This is a genomic window from Nostoc sp. NZL, from assembly GCF_015714705.1.
GTDB classification, from domain to species: domain Bacteria; phylum Cyanobacteriota; class Cyanobacteriia; order Cyanobacteriales; family Nostocaceae; genus Nostoc; species Nostoc foliaceum_A.
The window spans coordinates 1-13,719 of record NZ_WBKL01000023.1; the positions used below are offsets into that span (position 1 = coordinate 1).

A 13,719-nucleotide genomic window follows, 5' to 3' on the forward strand; every position below is an offset into this window, starting at 1 on the left:
TAATAATATTTTCTTATCTTATTATTTGTCAAATTTATGATAAATTTAATTTAGTCTAATTATTAATTAAAAAATCCCTGAATTTGATTTTTTCTGAAATAAAAGCCCAAAAAATAAGGGGAAGATGAACTTATCTTCCCCTGCTCTATTGTTTTTGTTATTGTCTGGCTTGTTAGCTTCTTTGAGTCTTTGTCGTAACATTTGCCTTTGTTTTTTGAGTTGCCGCTTCCTCGCAGAACCACCTCTACCCTTGTCATTCCTGCCTTCTTTACGGGGAGATTCCCATCTTTTCAGGCGCATAATTTCTAACCTCTTTACTATTTGCTTGGTAGTGGGCAGGAGGAGAATCGAACTCCTATGACCGCAAGGCCGCCACATTTTGAGTGTGGTGCGTCTACCAATTTCGCCACCCGCCCATATGTCCAACCTTAACTATTATACTCTAATTAAGTGATTTTGTAACAAGTCTGAAAATTAATTTTCAAAGTTTTGTAGGAATAATGTAGGTCTAAGAATTTTCTGGCTTACAGGCGTGGCAGGGTCAATAAACTAGAGTCAATATCCGGTAGTTTTGCACAGCCGCTAAGTGCCATTCCCAGATTTAACTCATCTTGTAGCAGTGAGATTACATGAGATACACCCACTTGTCCTGCTACTGCTAGTCCCCACAAAATGGGTCGTCCGATCAGTACTGCTTTTGCTCCTAATGCCAGAGCTTTGAGAATGTCTGTACCCCTACGAATGCCTCCATCCAATAGTACTTCTACTTTACCATCCACTGCTGCTACTATTTCAGCTAGGGCATCTAAAGAAGCGATCGCACCATCGAGTTGTCTCCCACCATGATTGGAAACAATAATTGCTTTGGCTCCATATTCTACAGATCGCACAGCGTCATCTCCCCGTAAAATTCCTTTGACGACTAAAGGCAATGGAGATAAAGATTGCAGCCATTCCAAATCGTCCCAAGTTACTGCTGGGTTTAGCTGTTGGGCAAAATAAGTAAATAAACCAGATTCGCCTTTTTCATGGGAAATATCTAGCCCTGAGATAGTAGCGAGATTAGCCAGATGTAAATCTAGGGGTAAGGCAAACTCGTTACGTCTATCTCTCTCTCGCTGTCCGAGAACAGGTGCATCTACAGTCAGACAAAGTGCTTTGTAGCCTGCTTTATAGGCTTTTTCTACTAAAGCACGAGTTAATCCCCGATCTTTATGGATGTAAAGCTGGAACCATTGCAGAGAATCAGGAAATTTATCACATGCAGTCGCCACTTCTTCAATACTCTTTGTGGCCATTGTACTTAACACCATGCCCACACCAGCTGATGCCGCAGCTAGAGCGGTAGCAACTTCTCCGTCTGGATGGGCTAGACATTGAAAAGCCATCGGCGCAATTAACAAAGGTAGTTGCAGGGGTTGCCCTAAAATAGAGGTAGTGAGATTGCGATCGCTAACATCGACTAATACACGAGGTCGCAACTTGATTCTCTCAAAGGCAGCACGATTATCTCGCAATGTGATTTCGTCCCAAGCACCACTGCTATAGTAATCAAGCGCCATTTGAGACAGATGCTCTTTTGCTAGCTTTTCATACTCAAAAAGATTTATAGGTTGAAAGCGATCGTCTTTGATTACAACTGTCATGGTAGCGGCTGTGGGTTAAGCACATTTTGAACATCTCACGCCAAGCTTTTTTTAGCGCTGCTGATTACCAGTTGTGATCTAGTGAATCTACCAGTTGCGCCACCCGCCCTGAGGTGTAACTTCATTAGTATACTTAAGTCCATGACTTTGGATTAAAGATTGATATTCTGTACTGCTTGCCCAACGGTCAATTTCTCGCGCCCGTAGTACTGGCACTGGATGGGTTAATTGGGCTGTGCGGGCAGCTTTAACCATTTCACCTAGTTCAGTCTTGCTAATATCATCGTAAGCGCGGGCTTGGGCAACAAAGGCATCAAGATTCAGTTGTGGCGCTAAAGTGGGGGAACCACCCGCCAACTTCATCAATACTGACATGACAACTTTGGGGTCTTGGGTTGCTAGTAATGCAGCGCGATCGCAGGTAAACTCAGCACAGCGTACCCATTCTAAAAGTTGTGCCTGTATCGCTTGAGCAACGAAGGTTCCGACATTGGGCACAATCGCCGCAGCTAATATTAATAAATTTACAGGAGTCAAATAAACGCTATGGTCACACTTGAGATGCCCCAGCTCGTGGGCAATTACTGCCTGTATTTCCTCAGGTGTGAGGATATCAATTAGGGATGTGTGTAGCACAACAAACGGCTGCTTACCCCGCACAGCAAAAGTATAGGCGTTGGGAGCCGGATGTTGCCGGACGTACAACTGGGGAGGCTCTATATCCAGGATTTTACAGGCATCTAACAACAGCTTGTATAAATCAGGCAGTTGCTTTTCACCCACCAGAACGCTAGAGGCAATATTTTCTACATAGAAAACCTGCTCTGCCATTGGCCCAAGCCAATTTCGCACTAACATATCTATGCCTGGTATTTGCTTGAGCGTCTTGGTAGCTTCCAGGTCTAATGGATGACGAAAGGAGTCAGCTTTTAAACCAATCAGCGGGGTTTTGAAGAAGGACATAGTGCAGCCAGCTATAAAAAAACACAACTATGGAATCTGGCTGATTAAAAAAACAGCCACCCACAGTTAGTATAACGATTTAACTAGGGTGGGCAGGGGAAGCAGGGAAACAAGGGAGAAAATTTTCTCCCTTGTTTCCCTCATTCCCTTTGCTCTCGCGTCAGTCTAAACCTATCAATTTCAACTTGAAAGGCTACTAATGCTAGGAGCGATTTCTGCATCTGCTGATGCTTCGCCCACACGGAGGATTTTAGCTCCCAATTGTTGCAACTTCATATCGAGTCGATCATAGCCGCGATCGAGGTGCTGTAATCCTTGAATTGTGGTTTTTCCTTCTGCCGCCAGTCCTGCTATAACTAGCGCTGCCGATGCTCGCAAGTCTGTGCCTAATACTGGTGCGCCAGACAATTTCGGTACTCCCCGAACAAAAGCAGCGTTGCCTTTGACACGAATGTCTGCTCCCAAGCGATTCAACTCTGAGGCATGACGCAAGCGATTTTCAAAGACGGATTCGTTAATCACGCTGTCGCCTTCGGCCAATGTCAGCAAAGCCATGAACGGCGCTTGCATATCTGTGGGAAAACCTGGATGGTATTGAGTTTCAATATCCGTTGCTTTGAGGGTTTCCGCTGGCAGAATGCGTAAGTGTTCAGGCTTTTCCTCAATTATTGTCACCCCAATATCCCGCAGTTTGGCAATCACTGGTATAAGATGTTCTGGAGCCACTGGCGAGAGAAGAAGTTCGGAACGGGTAATTGCTGCTGCCAGCAAAAACGTCCCGGCCTCAATGCGATCGGGAATTATACTGTAGTCAACAGAATGCAACTTGGGCACTCCTTCGACAATAATCCTGCTAGTCCCCGCCCCCTTAATCTTCGCTCCCATCGCGTTACAGAAGTTAGCTAAATCAACTACTTCCGGTTCTCTGGCAGCATTTTCGATGATCGTTTCACCCTCAGCCAGGGTAGCCGCCATCATCAAGTTTTCTGTTGCTCCAACACTGGCGATGTCTAAGTAAATCTTCGCACCTTTTAATCTTTTGCTGCTGCCAGGAACATAGGCATTACAAATGCCATGCTCAATCTGTACCTCAGCCCCCATTGCTTGCAGTCCCCGAACATGCAAGTCAACTGGTCTTGCCCCAATAGCACAACCACCTGGTAAGGGCATCTGCGCTACTCCTAATCTTGCCAGAATGGCACCAATGGCGAAGAAACTCGCCCTCAGTTGGGTAACTAGTTCGTAGGGAGCTTTTGATGTTTTAATTTCGCTGGCGTTGATGTCTAAAATATCACCTTGCCGCGTTAAGCTTACACCCAAAGCCGATAACACCTGACCCATCCGCTCTACGTCCGCTAATAAGGGGACATTACGGATACGACAATCGCCCGGACACAGCAAGGCTCCAGCCATGATTACCAGTGCTGAATTTTTTGCCCCGCTAATTTTCACATGACCTCGCAAAGGATGCCCACCCCAAATTTGCAAGACTGAGGAGTCTGCTTCTGGAGCAATTTTAGCATCTGGTAAGCTGGTAGAAGGATTGATAAGCCTACCTCCAAAAGTAATACGTATTTTATATGTTTGAAGTTGGTTTTGATTCTACAGTAAAGATTCAAATTGTCCACGTTTTAGGGCAACATCTTGCATAAAAAAATTGTTTTTTGGTGAAAAATGCGGGCTGAAAAGACGTAATAGCAAGTGTTTTGAGCTTTTGAAAAATTTAATAAAAACGAAGGAAGAAGTAGTAGTTTTAAGCAAAATTAAATACTCAGTAAAATAACTTAAGTGTTCTCTAAAAATCAATGCTGTACCGTTCAGTTAATATTTTGATTCGACCTAATCCCCTGAAAAACTTGTTTCCACTCTGAGCCTCTTAAACGAGGCATTATGTTTACACTTGACAAAGGTAAAACATAACGCAATAATAAGAAATTGTCGATAAAGACAAGTGCCAGCGGAACTGGCGGAATTGGCAGACGCGCTAGATTCAGGTTCTAGTGCCGCAAGGCTTCCGGGTTCAAGTCCCGGGTTCCGCATATTATTTAAGTTAGGAGTTAAAAGTGAAGAGTTATGAGTTGAAAGAAAACTAAATTAACTCCTAACTCCTAACTCCCAACTCCTAACTTTTTGATGTTGACCAGTTTACAAAATTCCCTAGTCAAGCAAATCCGCAAACTCCACTCCACCAAGGAGCGGCACAAGCAGCAGTTATTTTTACTGGAAGGAACACACCTGTTAGAGGAAGCTTGTGCGGTGAATTACCCACTAGAAACAGTGTGTTGTACCCCAGAATGGCAAGCAGCCCACTCCTCACTCTGGCAAGAAGCTTGTAGTAAAAGCGATCGCGTTGAAATTGTCAGTAAAGAAATCTTGGATGCGATCGCTACTACAGTCCAACCGGATGGTGTGGTTGCAACGGCAAAACGAAGCGTTGGCGCTTCGTACACCGGAGGTGTAGGCCAAACTCAACTACCATTTACTGGTTTAGTGGTAGCTTTAGAAACGGTACAAGATCCCGGCAACCTGGGTACGATGATCCGCGCTGCTGCTGCTGCTGGAGCATCAGGATTGTGGGTAAGTGGAGATAGTGTAGATTTAGACAGTCCCAAAGTTCTCCGGGCTTCAGCAGGGCAATGGTTTCGCCTACCAACAGCCGTAACCGAAGATTTAAAAGCTACAGTTCAACAAAGTCAGCAGGCAGGAATGCAGGTAGTGGCAACCTTACCCAGTGCGACTTTAACTTATTGGGAAGTGGACTGGCGCAAACCTAGTCTGATTTTACTGGGAAATGAGGGTGCTGGATTGTCGGCAGATTTAGCAGCGATCGCAGACAAGCAAGTAAGAATTCCTTTGAGTCCTGGGGTGGAATCTTTGAATGTGGCGATCGCAGCTGCTTTAATGTTGTACGAAGCTCGGCGGCAAATAAGTCAAGAGTTAGGATTTAGGAGTTAAAACTTATTACTCATGACTTTTTGTTATTTCTTCGAGATATTGTTCAATATCAGCAACTGCGTCCTCAAGAGCCGCTAAATCAATATCTGTCAAGTCTTGATCGAGTTCAACTTCACTGAGACTACTAGTATGCAGTTGTGCTAGTTGGGGGATTTCTTCATCCTCAGTTGAACTTTCTTGTAAGATATCTTCCAACTGATCGAGGGATTCTTGAAACACTTGATCCGCGACGCGGCGCTGTTGTGGTTGACTTTGCTCCATAATATTGACTTAAAAATCCTGATTTACTAAGCTAATTTTGATTCCAGTTCCTACAAATTTAAATTTTGCACTTATAACATCATAGTTGTGTATTCTTGATCGTCAGCATTACCGGGGTCAAAAATCAATCATTTGTTTTTCATTAGAAGAATTAAGATTCATTAAATGGCGAATAACAAACCATTTTTAGCTTGTGACACCTGGGTTTTGGATTTGCAAAAATTTGTCTAACATGACACTGGGAATTGGTCGTGGGCGCATTGTCTGTGCATCTACCCAAACCCATAGCGCCTCTGCCGTTACTAACAAATTATCTTGGTTTTGTTTACGAATTTCGTAGCATCGCAAAGCACGAGTCCCGCGCATTTCCTTCAACCAGGTAGTGACTTCTAGGGTATCGCCTGCCACTGCTGGGCGTAAATAGTCAATTTCTACCCGCCGCATCACAAATACACCACCTACTTGCCGATATACATCCAAGGTTAAGCCCAGGTATTCTGAGTGCTCAATAGCTGCTTGTTCTAGATAATTTTGGTAGACGGCGTTATTTACATGCCCAAGGGCGTCCATCTCATAGTGTCGGACGCGTAGCACAGTTTTGAACGGTAGCATAGTTTAGTTGGTACTGCGGCGCTGTTTTTTACACTTATCTATATTAGTTTTTCCATTTCAGTACGATGTAACACAATCAGAGGCAACATTCATTACCCGGCGGTACTGGGGTGGACGGTAAGGGCCTCGGAGTTTGTCGGCAATGCTCCAAATAAAACCAACGAACTCTTGATTATTAGAATTTTCTGTATTTAGCACCATAGGAATTTTGAGTAATTAAGTTAGTGTAAGGTATTCTCTATATCTTTAACGTAAACGAGAACCGCTATAGTGTCCGATTCCACAGAGATAATTTGGTAAGTTTTGGATGGAGAAATTAATTAAACCAGTGCGATTTTGGCTTTGTGCAACTATCATAATTTTGGGTTTATTCGGCTGCGATCGCTTTATCGGTAATTCTGGAGAACCAGTTGAGCGAGTGAGTGATGGTGATACGTTAGTAGTGAAAGATACCAATGGCAAAAATTTGACAGTGCGCTTTGCTTGTGTGGATGCGCCAGAGATAGCCCATACTAACAAAGAAAAGCAGAGTAAACGGACTAGCGATCGCAATCAATTTAGTTGGGGTGTGAAAGCCCAAGAACGGGTGCAAGAACTGGTGCAACAAGGAGGCGATCGCGTGACTTTGAATATCACAGATAGCGATCGCTATGGACGCAAAGTCGCCGAAGTCCGTTTAAAAAATGGCACTTTTGTACAACAGGTGTTGTTGCAAGAAGGATTGGCAAAAGTGTATCGTCCCTATTTAAACAAGTGTCCTAGCAAAGACTTAGTTCAACAAGCCGAAGCTAAAGCGAAGGAACAACGGCTTGGTGTTTGGAGTGATACTAAATTTGTTAATCCTTGGGAATATCGCAGCTTATATAAAAAGTAAAAACTCTTCTAATTAAATGCACTACATTTCTTGCCATTACATATTTGCAGGATTTAGCAACTTCCAAAATTCCCCCCTGCCTCCCCTACTCCTCTCCCCAAGTTTGCAGTTGCAAATAAACTAGTACCAGCGTCACTGCTAGTAACACCGTCGCTGCTGCTGCTGCATAACCAAAATCAAATTGAGCAAAAGCCTCTTGGTAAATGTAGTAAACCAGCAAATTAGTCGAATTCAGCGGGCCACCGCCAGTCATCACATAAACTTGTTCAAAACTCCGCAATGTAAAAATCGCGGTAGTGATGATTGCAAATATGACAGTAGGGCGCAATCCAGGCAGAGTAATATACCAAAATTGTTGCCAAGCATTTGCTCCGTCTAAATCTGCTGCTTCATAACGACTGGGAGGAATTGCTTGCAACCCTGCTAAAAAAACCACCATATTGAAACCGAGTTGTTTCCAAATACTCATTAAAATAATTACTGGCATTGCCCAAAATGTATCTCCTAGCCAAGGTATAGTTGGAATGCCAAAAAAATCTAACAATCTGTTAACTGGCCCTGATGTTTGAAACAGCCAGCGAAATCCCAAACCGGCTGCCACAAGTGAGATAATTGAAGGCAAAAAATAGGCACTCCGCAAGATGCCCCGTAAAGGAATGGAGCGGTTTAATAGCACTGCTAATCCCAAGGAGATAACTAAACTGGGAATGATGGTGGCAACAGTAAAATAAAAGGTGTTGCCCAGAACTTGCCAGAAGTCGGGATCGAGTAGCAAGCGCCAATAGTTTTTTAAGCCTATCCAATAAGTGCCTTTTAAAGTGAAACTACCAGCAGTGAAACTGAGGTAAAACAAATAGGCGATCGGCCAAATGATAAAAACGCCTAGTAAAATTAGTGCTGGTGTGAGAAAAATCCAGGCAGCTAATGTATCATTATCCAACCACGACTTAGTATATTTTTTTTGCATCTATAATTTTCCCTCTTAGCTGTTATGACCTTCCGCCCTGATTCTACCCTTAGCTTAGTTTCTCCCAGCATTAGCGATATTTGCCAACAAGTCGCCCCTTTAAAACTGGGAATTATGGCTTCTGGGAATGGCAGCAATTTTGATGTAGTTGCTCAAGCTATCCAAGATGGGCAGCTCAATGCCCAAATTCAAGTTTTAATTTACAATAACCCCTCGGCTAAAGCAGCCGTCAGAGCAGCTAATAGAAGTGTAGAAGCTGTTTTATTAAATCACCGCAACTATCAAAGTCGAGAAGAGTTTGATGAGAAAATTGTGCAGACATTGCGACACTACGATGTAGAATGGGTGATTTTGGCAGGTTGGATGCGATTGTTAACATCAGTTTTCATGGATGCCTTTCCTGATAAAATTATCAATATCCATCCTAGTTTGTTACCTAGTTTCAAGGGAATCCATGCGGTAGAACAAGCTTTAGCATCTGGGGTAAAAATAACTGGTTGTACAGCGCATATAGCTTGTTTAGAAATGGACAGTGGCCCAATCTTAATGCAAGCCGCAGTACCAGTATTACCAGATGATACAGCAGAAACACTCCACGCCCGGATTCAAATTCAGGAACATCGAATTCTGCCACTAGCGATCGCTCTTGCAGCTTCTTCGTCAAAAACCACACTAAGCCTAACGTAAAAATACATATAGAGCTTCTCAGTGGAGTCCAATACAGACCTAACAAGAACAGCCCCTTTCCTACCTCTCCCTAACCCTTTCCTACGAGGCTTTATGATTTAGGGGTGCACAGCTAACTGTAACTGTGCACCCTTAGCAAGCTATTTGTATCAACTTGAAAGTAGAAACGGTATTATATCTGTAAACGAGATTTTAATGCTCAACCTAGCAAACAGTTGTGATTAGTTTACGTAGTGTATTCAGCGTTAATCCTCACGTAGTCATAACTCAAATCACAACCCCAAGCTTTACCTGAACCATGACCATTGCCAACGTTAACAGAGATTAATACTGTATCTTCTTGGAGATAAGCACCCGTCGCTGCTTTTTTCAAATAAGCACTCGCTGCTGCACGGTCAAATTGCAGAGGTTGCCCGTTTTCCAACATTAAGAAATTCCCTAGCTTAATTTGCAGGTTTTCTTGCTCAAAAGGCACACCTGCACGTCCGGCGGCGGCGGCGATGCGTCCCCAATTTGGATCTCGCCCAAAGATTGCAGATTTAACTAAGGATGAACCAGCGATGGTTTTGGCTATTTGTCGGGCAGAGATTTCATCATGGGCCCCTGTTACTTCCACTTCAATTAGACAGGTTGCGCCTTCACCATCACGAGCGATCGCTTTGGCTAAATGCTGACAAACTGCTGTTAACATGGCCTCTAATTTCTCTGCTTCTGCACCCCATCCTGTAATTGCTGGGGTACGAGATTGACCGTTTGCCAAGGCGATTAAGCTGTCGTTGGTGCTAGTATCACCATCCACGGTAATGGAATTGAAGCTTCTATCTGCTGCCCTTGCTAACATCTGCTGCCAAAGGTGAGGCGAAACCACGGCATCACAAGTAACAAATGCCAGCATGGTTGCCATGTTGGGGTGAATCATGCCGGAACCTTTGGCAATGCCGCCAATTCGTACCGGGCGTTCGCTTATAGTTGTCTCTAAGGCAATGGATTTTGTTACCAAGTCTGTAGTGATAATTGCCCCAGCGGCTGCATCTGAGCCTGTTTCTGATAGTGCTGCTACTACTTTGGGAATTCCACTTCGCAAAGCATCCATCTTAATTCTTTGGCCAATCACACCAGTGGAAGCCAGTAATACAGATTCAGATGGGATGTTTAGCGCCTGGCCTATTGCCATAGCAGATTCTAAAGTATCAAGATAGCCTTGAGTCCCTGTAGCAGCATTTGCTTGTCCAGCGTTACAGAGGATGGCACGAGCGCTTTGTTTAGCTTGCAAGCGTTGGCGACAATATTCTACGCAGGCAGCTTTTACTTGACTGGTGGTAAATACACCTGCTGCGATCGCTTCCACCTCTGAGAATATCAAAGCTAAATCTGGCAACCCTGAAGGTTTCAAACCTGCGGTAATTCCCGCCGCCTGATACCCCCTTGGTGCTGTGATGCCACCTGTGATTTTTTGCCAATCTGCCATTATTCTTCCTTACAACTATCAGGTTGGATAGGTCAATTTGTGCTTTGGAAAAGTTCTGTTAGCGCTAGTAGGGTGTTTAGCCCGTGTTGAGTTAGGAGTTATTATTCTCTGATCCCAGTGCCCAGTCCCTAGTTCCTTTTATTGTGAGTTTATTTGCTGATGGCAATAATAATGCACCAGTTGGCGATTAGCATAATTGTTTTTACCTTTCTTATGAAGAAACATAAAAGCGAAAAAGGAAAGCCACTTGGGTCGCTCTCCACATCATTACGGTGCATCTTTTTCTCACACCATATCATTTATGATGTAAGGGTTAATACTTATTGATTAAGATTATTTCTAAAAATCTGATGAAGCTTCCTCGTAAATACCACAGAAATCAAATAAAAAAGAGAGCCACTTAGGCAGCTCTCCAGATCATCAGGGTGCATCTACTTAGCACAGCATAGCATTTTAGGTATGCGGGTTGTCACCAGTTTTTATATGAAGATTTTGTGAAGAATAACCGGGAAAATACTTAGTTGGGAATTGGGCAGGGGAGAAGATGCCCCTCTGCCCCTCACCTAACAAAGTTGACTTCACAGCCTACTAGTACAACGTTGTGTAAATAAGCCACCCATTTGAAATGTCTAAAACCCTTACCGTACAGTAATTACGAATTACGCAAAGCTGTACTAGGCGTTCAGTTTTTTCTCCACCAATTCGTTAGTCAGCTTAGGATCAGCACGTTTACCTGTCTTTTTCAGAACTTGTCCGACAAAGAAGCCTTTGAGGTTGGTGTTACCGTTGCGATACTTTTCTAGTTCTTTGGGATTGGCGGCTATGACTTCATCAACTATGGGTTCCAGTACACTAGGATCGGTGATTAACTCTTGACCGGCAAAGGCTTTTTCAGGAGAAATACCACTGAGCAAATCTGGTAACTTTTCTTTAGCTTGAGCATTGCTAATTTTGCCCGTTTCAATCCGAGTGATGATCTCAGCTAAATTGGTGGGAGTCAAGCCGATTTCACTAATAGTGAGTTTTTGCTTATTGAGATGGGCTGCAATATCTTGAGTAATCCAGTTTGCAGCAGCTTTCGGATTTGCTCCAGCTGCGATCGCAGTTTCAAAATATTCCGCTACTGGACGATCTTCTGTCAACACTCGCGCATCGTAAGCCGAAAGCCCCAACTCACTTTCATAATGATGGCGTTTTTGGGCTGGTAATTCTGGTAGTTCGCTGCGCCATTGCTCTAATTCGGCATCTGTTACCTCAATTGGTGCTAAATCTGGTTCGGGGAAGTAGCGGTAATCGCTAGAACCTTCTTTCACTCGCATACTACTTGTACGTTGAGCACCTTCTTCCCATAGACGAGTTTCTTGGATAATACGATCGCCTGCTTCGATGGCGGCAATTTGGCGCTCAATTTCGTAGTCAATCGCCCGTTGGATGGCGCTGAAGGAGTTCATGTTTTTAATTTCTACCTTGGTGCCAAATTCCTCTCGTCCCACAGGACGCACGGAAATGTTGACATCGCAGCGCAGAGATCCTTCTTGCATATTGCCATCACTCACGCCGAGATACCGGACAATTCGGCGTAATTCTTCAGCATATTCAGCAGCTTCTAATCCAGAACGCAAATCAGGTTCTGAGACAATTTCTACTAACGGTATACCTGCGCGATTATAATCTACCAAAGAATAGGAAGAACCAGAAAGGCGATCGCTACCTGCGTGTACCAATTTTCCAGCATCTTCCTCCATGTGCAGACGCGTAATACCAATGCGTTTGCGAGTGGGATTACCTTCAGCATCTACCAACTCAATTTCTAACCAACCATGTTCTGCGATCGGTAGATCGTATTGAGAAATTTGGTAATTTTTGGGTAAATCTGGATAAAAATACTGTTTACGGTCAAATTTGCTATACCTAGCGATTTGACAATTTAGTGCCAAACCAGCCTTGACGGCGTATTCTAATACTTTTTGATTGAGTACAGGTAAGACCCCAGGTAAACCCATACAAACTGGGTCAATGTTAGTATTGGGGTCAGCACCAAATGCCGTAGAGCTATTAGAGAAAATCTTGGTATTGGTACTCAGCTGACAATGGGTTTCTAGACCAATAATCGCTTCATACTCAGTTTTTACGGTTGTAGCAGTGGTCATAATATCAATATTTGGGCATAATCCTTCTTAGGGTACTATTGTAGCGGTGTATTGAGTTGCCCTGAAGACGGTTATTTGGGTGAGTAATGCTTACCTTCATGAGCTTGAAAAGGGAGATGCAAACCTAAGGTGAAGAAAATCTAGATTATTGGTTCTGGGGTGCTGGTAAATCTACCCTAGCCCGCGAACTGGGAACCATCTTAGGCTTAGAAGTGATTCACTTGGATGCTTGGTATTGGAATCCTAGCTGGGTTGAGTGTCAAATTCAGACTGACAGTGGAGTCGTGACTTTATCTAAAGGGAAGTATCTTGTACTAACTGATGACCTCAAATTAGCAAGTTATCTTCCGAGCGTAGAAGTTGACATAATTAACTTTAATAAGAAATTAAACAATTAAAAAATATTAGCACTCAAGGCTTGTTAGTGCTAATTCATGGCTGAAAATTAATGCCTATGATATAGACAAAAACTAGACTTTTTCTAGATGCTTTAGCTAGTTTTTAGGCATTATGTTAGAACAAAAATAAAGCTTTCCTGCAAGGAATTTAAAATTGGGAGTACTAGCATGAAATACACTTTTGATATTGTAGGAGTATCTCCACTTTTGCAGTTTTTTAATCACCAACAGCAAAATGGGCAAAAACCACCCCACCAAGGCGTGGAATACCTGGGAATGCATACATGTAGACTAGATACGTTTCTAGAATCGGTGGAATCAGTTCCAGCAAAGTGGGGTTGGAATCTAGATCAAGTGGTAGATACCGTGATTCAGTTTTGGTTGAACAACTCAGACAGTATTCGTTATTGGAAAGTCCGTTTAAGTGATGCTGGTAAGGATAATTTACTAGTCGCAAGATTGGCTGATATAAGCGCCTTACAAGCTGAATTTGAATCCCTACTAGATAAAGAGTGGTGAAGAGATAGGTAGAATTGAAAAAGAATTCAGGAGCGGAGCACGAGTTGCTCCGCAATGCCCGCAATATATCTTTACTGCTTGCACTATAGAAAAATTAAGAGTGTGTCTGCGCCCATTAATTCTACGCAGGTTATTATTCATTCTCAACTGAGATTTTAATACATTGGCATTTCTTTTAGCACTGATACAGATTTTACTTATGTGTATGCATACAAATCA

The 13,719-nt window shown here is 43.3% G+C and carries 14 protein-coding genes and 2 tRNA genes; 5 read left to right on the forward strand and 11 right to left on the reverse strand.

Annotation, left to right across the window (positions count from 1 at the left end):
- Positions 1–66 precede the first annotated feature (66 nt).
- The 5 genes from F8R90_RS02480 to murA all read right to left on the reverse strand — a co-directional run bounded on the left by F8R90_RS02480 (position 67) and on the right by murA (position 4,157).
- Positions 67–300 carry a hypothetical protein gene (locus F8R90_RS02480; protein WP_196509324.1) on the reverse strand — a complete coding sequence of 78 codons (234 nt, stop codon included), beginning with the start codon at positions 298–300 and terminating at the stop codon, positions 67–69.
- Positions 301–332: 32 nt separating this feature from the next.
- Positions 333–416 (reverse strand) — tRNA-Leu (locus F8R90_RS02485).
- Between the two features lie 108 nt (positions 417–524).
- Positions 525–1,646, reverse strand: coding sequence for an alpha-hydroxy acid oxidase (locus F8R90_RS02490; RefSeq protein WP_196509327.1), 1,122 nt, complete (start codon positions 1,644–1,646; stop codon positions 525–527).
- A gap of 87 nt (positions 1,647–1,733) precedes the next feature.
- Entirely contained in the window at positions 1,734–2,609 is an 876-nt protein-coding gene (locus F8R90_RS02495) for a M48 family metallopeptidase (RefSeq protein WP_196509329.1), read from the reverse strand.
- A gap of 180 nt (positions 2,610–2,789) precedes the next feature.
- Positions 2,790–4,157 (reverse strand): UDP-N-acetylglucosamine 1-carboxyvinyltransferase, encoded by a 1,368-nt coding sequence (gene murA / locus F8R90_RS02500; protein WP_196509395.1) that lies wholly within the window; start codon positions 4,155–4,157, stop codon positions 2,790–2,792.
- 409 nt (positions 4,158–4,566) lie between these two features.
- Between murA and F8R90_RS02505 the strand changes: the two genes are divergently transcribed.
- Together F8R90_RS02505 and F8R90_RS02510 are read left to right on the forward strand one after the other, a co-directional pair.
- Positions 4,567–4,648 (forward strand) — tRNA-Leu (locus tag F8R90_RS02505).
- 94 nt (positions 4,649–4,742) lie between these two features.
- The gene (locus tag F8R90_RS02510; protein WP_196509331.1) at positions 4,743–5,564 is read left to right on the forward strand and encodes a TrmH family RNA methyltransferase; all 822 of its coding nucleotides are present in this window, start codon (positions 4,743–4,745) and stop codon (positions 5,562–5,564) included.
- Positions 5,565–5,570: 6 nt separating this feature from the next.
- Here the strand turns inward: F8R90_RS02510 and F8R90_RS02515 are convergent, their stop codons facing one another.
- The 3 genes from F8R90_RS02515 to F8R90_RS02525 form a co-directional block, all read right to left on the reverse strand.
- On the reverse strand, positions 5,571–5,825 hold the full coding sequence (locus F8R90_RS02515; protein WP_190900644.1) for a hypothetical protein: 255 nt from the start codon (positions 5,823–5,825) through the stop codon (positions 5,571–5,573).
- A 186-nt stretch (positions 5,826–6,011) separates the two neighbouring features.
- Complete coding sequence (locus F8R90_RS02520; RefSeq protein ID WP_196509333.1) at positions 6,012–6,437, reverse strand: acyl-CoA thioesterase; 426 nt, start codon at positions 6,435–6,437, stop codon at positions 6,012–6,014.
- Between the two features lie 57 nt (positions 6,438–6,494).
- A complete protein-coding gene (locus tag F8R90_RS02525; RefSeq protein ID WP_196509400.1) occupies positions 6,495–6,638 on the reverse strand; it encodes a hypothetical protein in 144 nt (47 codons plus the stop codon).
- 106 nt (positions 6,639–6,744) lie between these two features.
- Between F8R90_RS02525 and F8R90_RS02530 the strand changes: the two genes are divergently transcribed.
- The gene (locus tag F8R90_RS02530) at positions 6,745–7,311 is read left to right on the forward strand and encodes a thermonuclease family protein (protein ID WP_196509335.1); all 567 of its coding nucleotides are present in this window, start codon (positions 6,745–6,747) and stop codon (positions 7,309–7,311) included.
- An 85-nt stretch (positions 7,312–7,396) separates the two neighbouring features.
- Here the strand turns inward: F8R90_RS02530 and F8R90_RS02535 are convergent, their stop codons facing one another.
- On the reverse strand, positions 7,397–8,278 hold the full coding sequence (locus F8R90_RS02535; protein WP_196509337.1) for a carbohydrate ABC transporter permease: 882 nt from the start codon (positions 8,276–8,278) through the stop codon (positions 7,397–7,399).
- Positions 8,279–8,302: 24 nt separating this feature from the next.
- Here F8R90_RS02535 and purN point away from each other — a divergent pair, with 24 nt between their 5' ends.
- Positions 8,303–8,965: a phosphoribosylglycinamide formyltransferase gene (gene purN, locus F8R90_RS02540; protein WP_196509340.1), complete on the forward strand. Its 663-nt coding sequence runs from the start codon at positions 8,303–8,305 to the stop codon at positions 8,963–8,965.
- Between the two features lie 226 nt (positions 8,966–9,191).
- Here purN and argJ read toward each other — a convergent pair whose 3' ends face one another.
- Together argJ and gatB are read right to left on the reverse strand one after the other, a co-directional pair.
- Entirely contained in the window at positions 9,192–10,433 is a 1,242-nt protein-coding gene (argJ, locus tag F8R90_RS02545) for a bifunctional ornithine acetyltransferase/N-acetylglutamate synthase (RefSeq protein WP_196509344.1), read from the reverse strand.
- 674 nt (positions 10,434–11,107) lie between these two features.
- A complete protein-coding gene (gene gatB, locus F8R90_RS02550) occupies positions 11,108–12,583 on the reverse strand; it encodes an Asp-tRNA(Asn)/Glu-tRNA(Gln) amidotransferase subunit GatB (protein ID WP_196509347.1) in 1,476 nt (491 codons plus the stop codon).
- 566 nt (positions 12,584–13,149) lie between these two features.
- On the opposite strand from gatB, the gene F8R90_RS02555 reads away from it, so the two are divergent.
- Positions 13,150–13,500, forward strand: a complete 351-nt coding sequence (locus F8R90_RS02555) for a hypothetical protein (protein ID WP_196509350.1) — start codon at positions 13,150–13,152, stop codon at positions 13,498–13,500.
- Positions 13,501–13,719 lie beyond the last annotated feature (219 nt).

Bases quoted from the DNA above. Each gene is read 5' to 3' on its own strand.
- F8R90_RS02525 (WP_196509400.1), bottom strand. From the start codon at position 6,638: ATGGTGCTAAATACAGAAAATTCTAATAATCAAGAGTTCGTTGGTTTT.
- argJ (WP_196509344.1), bottom strand. From the start codon at position 10,433: ATGGCAGATTGGCAAAAAATCACAGGTGGCATCACAGCACCAAGGGGG.
- gatB (WP_196509347.1), bottom strand. From the start codon at position 12,583: ATGACCACTGCTACAACCGTAAAAACTGAGTATGAAGCGATTATTGGT.
- F8R90_RS02490 (WP_196509327.1), bottom strand. From the start codon at position 1,646: ATGACAGTTGTAATCAAAGACGATCGCTTTCAACCTATAAATCTTTTT.
- F8R90_RS02495 (WP_196509329.1), bottom strand. From the start codon at position 2,609: ATGTCCTTCTTCAAAACCCCGCTGATTGGTTTAAAAGCTGACTCCTTT.
- F8R90_RS02520 (WP_196509333.1), bottom strand. From the start codon at position 6,437: ATGCTACCGTTCAAAACTGTGCTACGCGTCCGACACTATGAGATGGAC.
- purN (WP_196509340.1), top strand. From the start codon at position 8,303: ATGACCTTCCGCCCTGATTCTACCCTTAGCTTAGTTTCTCCCAGCATT.
- F8R90_RS02535 (WP_196509337.1), bottom strand. From the start codon at position 8,278: ATGCAAAAAAAATATACTAAGTCGTGGTTGGATAATGATACATTAGCT.
- F8R90_RS02510 (WP_196509331.1), top strand. From the start codon at position 4,743: ATGTTGACCAGTTTACAAAATTCCCTAGTCAAGCAAATCCGCAAACTC.
- F8R90_RS02480 (WP_196509324.1), bottom strand. From the start codon at position 300: ATGCGCCTGAAAAGATGGGAATCTCCCCGTAAAGAAGGCAGGAATGAC.
- F8R90_RS02515 (WP_190900644.1), bottom strand. From the start codon at position 5,825: ATGGAGCAAAGTCAACCACAACAGCGCCGCGTCGCGGATCAAGTGTTT.
- F8R90_RS02555 (WP_196509350.1), top strand. From the start codon at position 13,150: ATGAAATACACTTTTGATATTGTAGGAGTATCTCCACTTTTGCAGTTT.
- F8R90_RS02530 (WP_196509335.1), top strand. From the start codon at position 6,745: ATGGAGAAATTAATTAAACCAGTGCGATTTTGGCTTTGTGCAACTATC.